The organism is Thalassospira profundimaris, from assembly GCF_003326755.1.
GTDB lineage: Bacteria > Pseudomonadota > Alphaproteobacteria > Rhodospirillales > Thalassospiraceae > Thalassospira > Thalassospira profundimaris_B.
The window spans coordinates 67,035-77,722 of sequence record NZ_JPWH01000022.1 but is presented as its reverse complement, the minus strand read 5'-3'; the positions used below and the strand labels follow the sequence as shown (position 1 = coordinate 77,722).

The 10,688-nt window shown below is 51.6% G+C and carries 12 protein-coding genes; 3 read left to right on the top strand and 9 right to left on the bottom strand.

What is annotated here, in order from left to right:
* Nucleotides 1-29: 29 nt before the first annotated feature.
* Entirely contained in the window at nt 30-704 is a 675-nt protein-coding gene (locus TH25_RS19770) for a helix-turn-helix transcriptional regulator (RefSeq protein ID WP_114090013.1), read from the top strand.
* A 134-nt stretch (nt 705-838) separates the two neighbouring features.
* A complete protein-coding gene (locus TH25_RS19765; RefSeq protein WP_114090012.1) occupies nt 839-1,375 on the top strand; it encodes a hypothetical protein in 537 nt (178 codons plus the stop codon).
* 241 nt (nt 1,376-1,616) lie between these two features.
* Here the strand turns inward: TH25_RS19765 and TH25_RS25325 are convergent, their stop codons facing one another.
* The 4 genes from TH25_RS25325 to nadA form a co-directional block, all read right to left on the bottom strand.
* A complete protein-coding gene (locus TH25_RS25325; protein ID WP_220151464.1) occupies nt 1,617-2,312 on the bottom strand; it encodes a response regulator transcription factor in 696 nt (231 codons plus the stop codon).
* A 593-nt stretch (nt 2,313-2,905) separates the two neighbouring features.
* The gene (locus tag TH25_RS19755; protein WP_114090025.1) at nt 2,906-3,631 is read right to left on the bottom strand and encodes a LuxR C-terminal-related transcriptional regulator; all 726 of its coding nucleotides are present in this window, start codon (nt 3,629-3,631) and stop codon (nt 2,906-2,908) included.
* Between the two features lie 869 nt (nt 3,632-4,500).
* Complete coding sequence (gene nadC, locus TH25_RS19750; RefSeq protein ID WP_114090011.1) at nt 4,501-5,340, bottom strand: carboxylating nicotinate-nucleotide diphosphorylase; 840 nt, start codon at nt 5,338-5,340, stop codon at nt 4,501-4,503.
* Between the two features lie 118 nt (nt 5,341-5,458).
* Nucleotides 5,459-6,493 carry a quinolinate synthase NadA gene (gene nadA, locus TH25_RS19745; RefSeq protein WP_220151463.1) on the bottom strand — a complete coding sequence of 345 codons (1,035 nt, stop codon included), beginning with the start codon at nt 6,491-6,493 and terminating at the stop codon, nt 5,459-5,461.
* 215 nt (nt 6,494-6,708) lie between these two features.
* Between nadA and TH25_RS19740 the strand changes: the two genes are divergently transcribed.
* The gene (locus TH25_RS19740) at nt 6,709-6,966 is read left to right on the top strand and encodes a hypothetical protein (protein ID WP_114090010.1); all 258 of its coding nucleotides are present in this window, start codon (nt 6,709-6,711) and stop codon (nt 6,964-6,966) included.
* A gap of 280 nt (nt 6,967-7,246) precedes the next feature.
* Here TH25_RS19740 and TH25_RS19735 read toward each other — a convergent pair whose 3' ends face one another.
* From TH25_RS19735 to TH25_RS19715, 5 genes are all read right to left on the bottom strand, one after another.
* The gene (locus tag TH25_RS19735) at nt 7,247-8,635 is read right to left on the bottom strand and encodes a glutamine synthetase family protein (RefSeq protein ID WP_114090009.1); all 1,389 of its coding nucleotides are present in this window, start codon (nt 8,633-8,635) and stop codon (nt 7,247-7,249) included.
* 5 nt (nt 8,636-8,640) lie between these two features.
* Nucleotides 8,641-9,132, bottom strand: coding sequence for a class I SAM-dependent methyltransferase (locus tag TH25_RS19730; RefSeq protein WP_114090008.1), 492 nt, complete (start codon nt 9,130-9,132; stop codon nt 8,641-8,643).
* The gene (locus tag TH25_RS19725; protein WP_114090007.1) at nt 9,133-9,588 is read right to left on the bottom strand and encodes a fosfomycin resistance glutathione transferase; all 456 of its coding nucleotides are present in this window, start codon (nt 9,586-9,588) and stop codon (nt 9,133-9,135) included.
* Nucleotides 9,589-9,599: 11 nt separating this feature from the next.
* Complete coding sequence (locus TH25_RS19720; protein WP_114090006.1) at nt 9,600-10,205, bottom strand: glutathione S-transferase; 606 nt, start codon at nt 10,203-10,205, stop codon at nt 9,600-9,602.
* A 182-nt stretch (nt 10,206-10,387) separates the two neighbouring features.
* Entirely contained in the window at nt 10,388-10,675 is a 288-nt protein-coding gene (locus TH25_RS19715) for a YrhK family protein (RefSeq protein WP_114090005.1), read from the bottom strand.
* Between the last annotated feature and the right edge of the window lie 13 nt (nt 10,676-10,688).

The window sequence follows — 10,688 nt, the reverse complement described above, 5'->3', positions numbered from 1 at the left end:
CCTGACGCGATAGGTTTTTGCGGGTGTCCATGTGCCAAGAAATTGACGATACGGATCGCCGGATACTGGCCATCGGTTTTCATGCCACAGATATTGAATTACTGATTGGCAATAATGTCGGCTGGCGCGCGGTGCCCGACCCGGACTTTCGTTTGGCCTGGCGCGGAGACGCGAAGTTTTGTGCCGCATTGATTGCCCAGGGACACAATGACTTATTGAGCCATTCGCAAATGCGGTATTTGGCTCATGTTGCGCGCCACATTCCCCTGATCACTTTTATTCCGGACGGAAATTTTATATTCGGAAGGCGATTGGATCGGGTCAGTTCAGCCCTGATGTTTTCGTCAACCGCGCCTTTATTGACAGAAATATGTGCGCTGGCAGGCGAGGATTGCTGGATTTTACCAGGGAAAATGGACAGCGTTTTTTTGTTGCTGGGCGATAGTGCCGAGGGGCTGGCCGCGCGATTGTCCGATCGAGAGTGGTATTTGTTGCATGAAATTCAGGAGGGAAAAAGCAATGGCGAAATTGCCCGGGATATCGGGTGCAGCGAGCCCGAGGTGAAGGCATGGCTTGTTGATGTGTTTGGTGTGTTGGGGGTGGCAACCCGCACCCAGGCCGCGATTGTATCGTTTTTTATCGAAAGGCATTTGCGTGATGCGCCTGCCGGGGATGTTCGCATCGCCTGTGAGGATGGGAGTTGACGGGGCGCTGATACTGACGTTGGGATGAGTTTCGGGGCATTGGTATTATTGAAGCATTTTGCCCTGACTTTGAGCGTAAAGCAGACCATATCGATTTTAAGGGACGAAACCTTTGGTGAAAGGATGACGCTATCATGATCAGGTTTACGACGTTCAAAAGGGTCACGAAGTGCTATGGTTTGCCTGTGCTGGCTGGTGTGCTTTGCACGATCGGGTTCGCGGCTGACGGCAAGGCGCAATTCAACAATAAACCCTATTCATTCAATACGCCAACCGGCGCACCTGGCATGAGCCGGGCGGCGCGCCAGGCGATTATTAATGATCAGATTTATAACATTCGTCCTGACAATATGCTGCGTGATGCGACAGGCGGTTTGTTGTCGATTGACAAAAGTAAAGGCGGTACAGCGATTGTTCGTTCAGCCGACGGAGAGGTTCTGCCCGGATATAGGGGCACATCAATTTTGGGGGGCGGCGTATCGGTCGGGGTTTTCAATGCCTATTTCATGGCGGCCGACAATGACCGTCGGTATGCGCCCCTGCAAAGCATGGCTGCGACCTATACGATTAATGGCTGGATAAATCTTTTGGGGCGGGATGGCCGATCGTTTATTCCGCCGGTCACAGCGTCGCCCGTTGATGGCTGGACCTGGATGGTTTCCGGCCTTTAACCCGTGTCGGGTGATGTGCCGGGCGGTTTTTGGCCAGATTTCCGCTTTCTTCCCTTAAAAAAGGAACGCCCCGATCACGAATGTCGGGGCGTTAATCCTGGGTAAAAGACTGTTGGCGATACGAAGGAACCTGGTCTTTGTATGCCGGTTTGTTTTTGAAAGAGGTTTGTTTTTGCAAAATAGCGAGTTGCTTTCGGGGTTTATGTTTTTGGGGGCGGTGTTATCGCGCCGGGGGTGCTTTTTAGCTCAAGGCAGGGCTGTATTCATGAGAACGTGGTTGGCTGCGCAATGCCCAGATTGCTGCCTGGGTACGATTATCGACCTTGATTTTGCGCAAAATGCTTTTGACATGCACTTTGACGGTTGCCTCGGAGATATTCAGTCGTATGGCAATGCGCTTGTTGGAATCCCCGCTTGCGAGGCATTCGAGAATTTCCTGTTCGCGGGGGGACAGGTCGATGTCGAGCGCATCAATGGAATCCAGTTCCAGCGACGACATGAAGTGAAAGCGCTCCATCATGATGGACGCCAGATTTGACGGGTAAATCTTTTCGCCTTCGGTAATTAACTGGAATGCCAGTTCAATGGCTGTCTGGGAAACATCATCCAGCAGGGCGCCATTTACACCCAGATTAAACAGGGCAAAAAGGTGTTCTGCATCATATTCGTGTGCAAGGGTGATAATTCTGACCCTGGGATTGTGGGCGCGGAAATTGGCCAGAGACGTGATCTGGGTCTGAAAATCGTCGATGCTGACCAGCACCACGTCGATGGTGCGATTGGGGGGTGTTACGGAAATCAGATCGTCGAGATGCGGGGCACTGATGGTGTCCGTGTTTTTGCTATGAGAAAGAAGGCTCGTAAGACCTGTTCGTAACAAAAGGCTGGAATGAACAACTGCAACGAGTGTCTTTGCAGTTCCACTTGTCGTTTGCATTGGTTTTGTTCCCTATTTGGCGATTCTTTGTTTTGCCGGCGTGCCAGTGTGTAAACCGTATCCTTCCGGCAGGACTAACGGGTTATTTTTTGATTAAAGTGCGGCGCTTGAGGATGATATTCCGGCGCTTCGAGATCACAGTATCTGTCTGATGCCAGCAAATCCATTCTCCTGTAGGGTTATATTTTGCTTTTCATTATCTATTCTGGGTAACTGAAACGTTGGATTTAAATGGTATTTCGGGTTGTGTTCTTTTCTCTCTGACGGAGGTTCTTGAGGACAACAGATACGTATTTCTCCGCTGCGTTTACCGGAGAATCTTTGTTGGCGCGCAAGCAATGCTTTTAATTTTCAGCTTAATTTTCAAAGGTGTCGGTGAAATACGGTCCTATGTCGCATCAATGTGCCAACAAGTGACGCATTCATGCGACATAGGGCCGTATTCCAATTGGTTAAGCCGTTATCGCTTTCATATGGTCGAGCGTGCAGGCGACCTTCTTTGGCGGTGATCCGGACCGCCGATTTATGAAGAAGGGTATTATCTTCATTTTTCATCACCATTGGCTTGGTAACATGAGGGCCTGGCGATGCCGTCACGCGTGAAGCTGAGTGCTGCGATGTGGCGATTTTTCCTGCATGATGAAAAAGGGTTGTCCTGACATGTTTGCTCTTTGGCGCAGGGACCAGATGGCGGCCTGTGTCCTGTTGGATGCGCCAATTTTTCTCAAGATGCTTTTTACATGCACTTTGACGGTTGCTTCGCTAATGTCGAGTTCGTTGGCGATGGCTTTGTTTGATTCACCATTTTCCAGACAATACAAAATTTGCTGTTCGCGTTGTGACAGATTGACATCCTCGTCACTCGGATCCAGTGATTGGGCTGCGCAAGGTGAATGAATGCGTGAAAGCAGAATTTGCGCCATGTTCGATGGAAACAGTTTTTGGCCTTCTTCAAGCAGGCGGAAAGCAAGTGTCAGCGTTTTTTGAGAAACATCGTCGAGTAACGCGCCATCAATATTCAACTTGAACAGAGCAAATAGCTCTTCGAGTTCATAACGGCGTGACAGGGCCAGAATTTTTGTTTTCGGATAGCGGCTGCGCAGGCATGCAAGTTTTATTGTATCCTGTTTGACATCATCAACATTGAAGAGAATCAGGTCTAGTCGGTCGTTTTTGGGAATACGTTCGCAAAGTTCGTCCAGAGACATGGCGTCAGTAACCAAGATGTCTTGGAAATCCGCCAGAACTTTTCGGAGAGCATGCCGCATCAGTTTGATGGGATGCACAATGGCAATATATCGAAGGTTGCCTTTTTCCATTAGTGTCATAGGTCCCCCAAAGTAATAGTGTGTGCTTTGTTCCTTGTTAGAGTGATCTGTGCTTCTTTTTTTATTTTGGTATTTAGACTTGTTGAGAGTTCAATACCCTTTTCGCCTTGATAGGTTATGCGGTGACTTGAGATCAATCCATAACTATAGGGAGTTAAAGCGTGCCGATTTTGCCCCATTGTGGGTAGAAGACATGAGTCTTTTTTTTATTTATTTGTATATTATACGTAAGGATATATTTTTCATGCGTCTGAAAAGTACATTAGTTTTTTAGAATAAACGAATGCAAGTTTGTATTTGTTCAGAATTGCCCATTTTTATTTTTCTTGCTGAACTGGAAAAATTTTCTTTTAATTTCAATTGATTAATAGGTTTTTATAAGAAAACATTGTGATTTTGGGTCTTTACATGAATAAGATTTCCACTCTTATACCGAGAGGTTGGAATGTTCCCTGTGATATACTGATTGTATTCGCTTTCTATACTTAAGGTGAATTTTCACCTACCCTAAAGAGATTCACTCTTGCCGGACGTTTTCGTGTGTTTGGTCGTAAAAGACGCCGATTCTTCCGGTTTGGGGGCAACATAGGAAGTAGCATCCCCTCGTGTGAAGTACTCCTGTCGAGGCAGATTTTGGGGAATTCATTGCGAAATCTTTCCGCTTGTGCACGGTTTTTAAAATATGTTTTGCGGTTGAAAAACTGTTGTTTTTAACCTTGCCCATACTGTTCGATTTTGATCTGTTGCTTCGCAGCGCGCAGGGATATACGGGCATCGGTCAAGCGACCAATACCGTCAAAATCGAACCTTGTCGGCCAGTCATATTAAGGGAAATCGCTCTTGGGGGGGGCTGGGACCCTTTAGATAATGGCGACATCCAGGCCAATATCAACCGCGGGTGCGCTTTGGGTGATGCGCCCGACGGAAACATAATCCACGCCGGTTGCAGCAACATCGGCAATGGTATCAAGGCGAACACCGCCCGATGCCTCGGTCTTGCAGCGGCCATCAACAATGGCAACCGCTTTGCGCAGCATATCCGGGTCCATATTATCGAGCAGAATAATATCCGCCCCGGCTTCGACAGCTTCGCTTACCTGGTCAAGCGTGTCGCATTCCACCTCGATTTTTGGCAGATTGGCCGCCTTTGCCATTTCCACGCATTGGGTGATTGATCCGACAACGCCGATATGGTTGTCCTTGATCATCACACCATCATAAAGGCCCATGCGGTGGTTTTGTGCGCCGCCCATGCGGGTGGCGTATTTTTCCAGTTTGCGCCAGCCCGGCAGTGTTTTGCGGGTATCAAGCAGTTTGGCCGATGTTTTGCCCATTGCCTGCACATAGGCCCGTGTGGTGGTGGCAATGCCCGAAAGATGCTGAAGGGTATTTAGCGCGGTGCGTTCCGCCGTCAGGATGCCGCGTGCGGGGCCTTCGATAACCGCCAGGACGGATTTGGGGGTTAACGCATCGCCGTCAGTGCACTTTTTGTCGATTTTGGCATCGGGGACCAGTTTGCGAAAACAGTCCAGCGCAATATCCAGCCCGGCAACCACAATGCTTTCGCGGGTTTCGATCGCGACGCGCAGGCGGGCATTTTCGGGGACGACATTGTCTGATGTGATGTCGCCGCTGCCAATATCCTCGGCAAAGGCACGGTCGATAAAATCGGCAATTTCGCTTTGGGTCAGGTCGCTCATGGGGGGCCGTATGTTGAAACAGACAGGGGAAATGAAATATGCCGGGTGGCATCACGGAACACGACAGGGGCAGGCAAAAACAGGCCCTGCATCACCTACAGGGCCTGGTTCTTTTGTTTCAGGCTGCCGGTTCGGCAGCAGCTTCTTTTTTCAGCGGAATGCCCTTTGACATTTCCAGCATCCGTTCCAGCGGTTTAACGGCCTGAATGCGCAAATCTTCGGGCATGATGATTTGCGGACCGTTATTGACCAGGCACAGATAGAGCTTTTCAAGGGTATTCAGTTCCATGAACGGGCAGTTATTGCACGCACAGCTACCGTCTGCCCCGGGAACCGGGATAAAGGTTTTGTGCGGGGCTGCCTTTTCCATCTGGTGGATGATGTGGGGTTCGGTTGCGATCAGATATTTCTGGTCGGGACCGTTAATCACATATTCCAGAATGGCGCGGGTAGACCCGATCTGGTCGGCATGGCGCAGGATGCCGTCATGGCATTCCGGGTGGGCGGCGATTTTGGCATCGGGATGCTGGGTTTTCAGGCGGATCAGTTCGCGTTCTGAAAACTGTTCATGCACGATGCACGATCCCTGCCACAAAACCATGTCACGACCGGTTTTCTTGGCAAGATAGCTGCCCAGATGCCGGTCCGGGGCCCACAAAATGGGCTGGTCGAGCGGGATCTGGTCGATGATCTCAGCCGCATTGGACGAAGTGACAATAATATCGGACGCGGCCTTTACCTCGGCCGAGCAATTGATATAGGTGATCGACACATGGTCCGGGTGCTGTTCGCGGAATTTGCGGAATGCTTCGGGCTGGCAGGAATCCTCAAGCGAGCAGCCCGCCTTTGAATCGGGCAGCAGAACGGTTTTTTCCGGGCTGAGGATCTTGGCGACTTCGGCCATGAAACGCACGCCACAAAAAACAATAACATCGGCATCGGTTGCCGCAGCCTTGCGCGACAGGTCAAGGGAATCGCCGACAAAATCGGCCAAGTCCTGAATTTCGCCATCCTGGTAATAATGGGCCAGAATAACGGCATTCTTTTCCTTCTTGAGGCGCTTGATTTCGGCCTCAAGATCCAGCGTCGGATCGATCTGGGTTTCAGACATTGCCCCGGCATTTGCCTCGGCAATGGTGGTAATCTGGTTCATGGCGTTGTCTCATCTCGCCTGGTTGCAATCCGGACGTAAGCAGCGGGACCGGATATTGCAAGTTGATGACTGTTTGAGAACCTGAATATCGTTATTGACGCGTGATGGCAAGGGAATGGGCGGCAAAGCACGGGATAGCACGTATACAGTTGGGGAATATTTGAACTGTAGGGTATCTTTGGCTGTCTCGATATCTAGGAAATAAAGGAGCATAAATGACAGAATCAGAAGTGATTGATGCGCTCTTGCAAAGCTTCGATAGGCATCAGTCAAGAATTTTGGCTTTTGTTCGAAGTCGTGCGTCTTTTGAGGACTGGTTGACTTGGGAAGCGTATTATTATGCGTTAGAGAGAGGCTGGACGGCTGCTGTCAAGCCGCGATATCATGATTTAGGGTCTTCGCGTGTTCAAAGTTTCGCAGATCTTTTTATTGAGATTCCTGATACCAAGTGCAAAATTGTTTTTGAGTTTTAAATCGTCGGCACCTGCACGTTAAATAAATACAGAAGTAGTATCGATGCCGATGTTGTTAAATTAAAAACATTGGATGAGACCCGGTGTTGTCGAGTTTTATTACTGTTTTTGTTCTCTGAGTATCCCAATATTTTGGGGAGAGCCGAATGGACGAACTGGTTAAACGAGCTTTCGTTTTGGGGGCCGTCTGCTCCCTATCAACATGTCATGGATAAGACGCAAGGATACGAAGCAGTTCTTCAGGGTTGGATTGTATAGTTTATTGTGATTAAAGGGTATATTACACCGTAAAGCCGTACAAATCCCATTCCGCACGGCTGACTTCCTGAACCATATGCTCGTATTCGGCGCGTTTAATCGCACCAAAAGCGGTATGCAGGGACTGACCCAGGGCATTGCGGGCAAAGGCGGATTGATCAAAGCGGTCAATTGCCTCCAGCCAGCTTCTTGGCAGGTCGGACGGGGCCTTTTGCGCATCCATTTCCAACTGGCAGGGCGCGCCGGGGTCGGTTTTGTTTTCAATACCATCCAGTGCGGCAGCAAGCGTTACGGTCGCGACCATATAGGGGTTGGCATCCACCCCGGCGACGCGATGTTCAAAATGCCGGGTTTTGCCGGGCTGGCCGGGCACGCGAATGGCGACATTACGGTTTTCCACCCCCCAGTCATCCGATGCCGGGGAATAAACCGTGGAGGCAAAGCGCCGCCAGCTATTGAGGAACGGGGCCAGAACCAGCATGGTATCGCCCACCGTTTGGCGCAGACCGCCAATGGCATTGAGCATCAGGGGGCTTAAGCTGCCATCGGGCTGATCGGCAAACAGATTGGTACCGTTTTCATCGGCCAGAGACAGATGCAGGTGCATGCCCGATCCAGGCTCCGTACCAAAGGGCTTTGGCATAAAGCACGCTTCCATGCCAAAGCGCCGGGCACAGGTGCGGATCAGACGTTTGGCAATAATGACGTCATCCGCGGCGTGCAACAGGTCGCGATAGCGGATGGTCATTTCATACTGGCCGGGGCCATATTCGGAAATCACGGTTTCCAGTGTGATGCCCAGATGGGCCGCCCCCTCATAGATCGCATCAAATAGCGGCGACATTTCATCAAGTTCATCGACCGACATGGTGTTGCGCTGGTGGCTTTGACGTTTGGTCAGAGCATAGGATGCCGGGTGAAAGCGCCCGTCCGGACCAGGATTGGGGTCAACCAGATAGAATTCCAGCTCGAACGCGCCCATCGGGTTTAGGCCCATTGCCTTGGCCCGGTTGATCTGGCGCAGCAGGGCCGGGCGTGGTTCGCCCTCCACCGGGGTGCCATCGTCGTTGAACATCGTGATCAGCAATTGCCCTCGTCCGGTATGGGGCAGATAGCCCAACGTGTCAGGAACGGGCCAGCAGCGTTTATCGCCGCCGCCTTCCGTCATCACCAGGCCGGATTCATCGACATCGACACCGCGCACATCCTGCCCGAAAAGCGACAGGGGCAGGGCGCGGCCCGATGTATAAATGCCTTCCAGTTCGTGGCGACGCACGGTTTTGCCCCGGCCAATGCCGTGGCAGTCGGTCAGAAACACGTCGATTGCCTGCAAGTCGGGATATTTTTCAAGGAATGCCTGTGCTTCGGCAAAGTCGGCGCCACTCGGGGCAAAGGACGTGTTTTGTGACATGGTCTTTATCCCTGATAACGGCGGAAAAAATAACGGTCCTGCGGCACACCCTCGGGCAGGGGTTCGGCGATGGTGCCAGGAACGTCGATTTTCTGGTCTGATGCGACAATCGCCCCTCTCATCAGGGCCGGGGGCAGTGTTTTGCCAATGAAGGAGGCGATTTTGGCATTAAGGTCTTCATCGCCCGTGCCAACATCGGAATGCACCAAGGCAACGCGGCCGTTAAACTGTTCAACTGCCTTTGGCAGGGTTTCAAAAATATCGCCCAGAAACAGGTGATCATCGTCCGGGATACATTTGGGATGGGCGTTGATCTGCCGGTCAAAAACATAAATTTCGCGATCAGGCATGATTTCGCGCAAGTGATCAAAGGTGCGGCCATTGCCAAGGCCGATTTCAAGGACAAGACCATCCAGATCCTGGATCATGACGGCTGACGCATTCAGGCAGTCGCGCTGGGCCTGAAGGCGGCGGATAACACTGTTAAGGCGGGACATTTATTTCTCCGTGTGGGGCAAGGTGTTAGGGGCGGTGGGTGTTTCGATCATGTCGTAAAACACCATGCCCGGCGGTGGATTCTGCCGGTAATGATCCAGCCGGGACTGCCAGTTGCCTTCATGAAGTTCAAGGCGATGACCATCCGGGTCGAGAAAATAGACAGACGCCCCTTCGCTGCGGTTTGTTTTCCATTCCCGGGCACCGGCATCGTGCAGTTTCTGGCGCATGGCGGCAAAATCGGCCGGGGCCACATCAAAGGCAAGATGGGTATAGCTGCTTGCGGGCGGTGACGCATCGGGATCAAGGCTAAGACATAGCCAGATATCACCCAGCAGAAGATAGGCCCCGCCACCCCAGCGCGCCAGGGGCCGTGCCCCCAGAACGCCGGTATAAAAGGCGAAGCTTGCCGCAAGGTCGCGGGTTGCAAAGGTGATATGGTTTAGCCCTCTGATCATGTGATGCGTGATCAGGCCATCGGGTCGGTGGCATCAAAGGCCGGGACGAGATTGCGGAAATCTTTCAGCCAGTTTTGCAAAACCGGATATTTTTTCCGCCATGCCCCGTCAAATCGCAGGTCAAGATAGCCCAGGGCACAGGCAGTGGCAATGTGGCCGATGGTAATGTCTCCCGTCAGCGGCGGCGGGTTTTTGGCCAGTTCATCAAGGGCGCGGCGCACTTTTTCGGACTGATAGGTCAGCCAGTCCTGATGGCGTTTTTCTTCCGGACGCATCCGGGTTTCATAAACCTGCAGGATGGAGGCATCGACAATGCCGTCTGCCAGCGCCTGAAGGGTTAGTGCCTGCCAGCGGGCATCGCTTTCGGTGGGATGCAGTGTTTTGCCATCGGCAATGGAGTCCAGATATTCGCAAATCACGCGCGAATCATAAATCTTGCGGCCATCATCCAGGATCAAAATCGGAATTTTACCCAGCGGGTTTTGCTGGCGCAGGCTGTCGTCCGGGTTGGTGGTATCAGCAGCTTCGACGGTAAGCTGATCGTATATGCCAAGATATTTGGCGACCATTTTAACCTTGCGGCCAAACGGAGAGGGGGCAGAGGAACGAATGATCATCGGGTGGCCTTTCTGTGCCAAAACAGATTATTGGCGCAGTGTAAGGGGAAAAAGTGGCGCGATGGAAACCAAATTTCAGACCCGGCCCCTGATTGTCGGACTTGCGATAAATCGGGCAGGGTGTTGCCCTGGGTACGTGACGTTGCCGGATCATTGGAATGTGGTTTTATAGGAAAGGAGGTTTAATAGCTGCGTTCTGCTTCTGGGTCTTTGGCTTCGTCGCGTGACAGGGCGGCAAGGTGCAGTTCACGGGCCATACGCACACTGGGGCGCAGGGCAAAAAAGATACTGCCCACCAGAAACAGCCAGGTGCCTGCTTCCATAAGCGATTTGTAAAAAAACAGGATGGAGCCAACGATAAAGGCAATGGCGGCCAGCAGGTCAACGGCGGAATAAATCAGTTCGTATATGCTGTAAACTTTGCGGTGGCGGTGCGTCTGGTCGAACCGGCGGGCGCGAAACAGTTTCATCCGGAATCTCCTG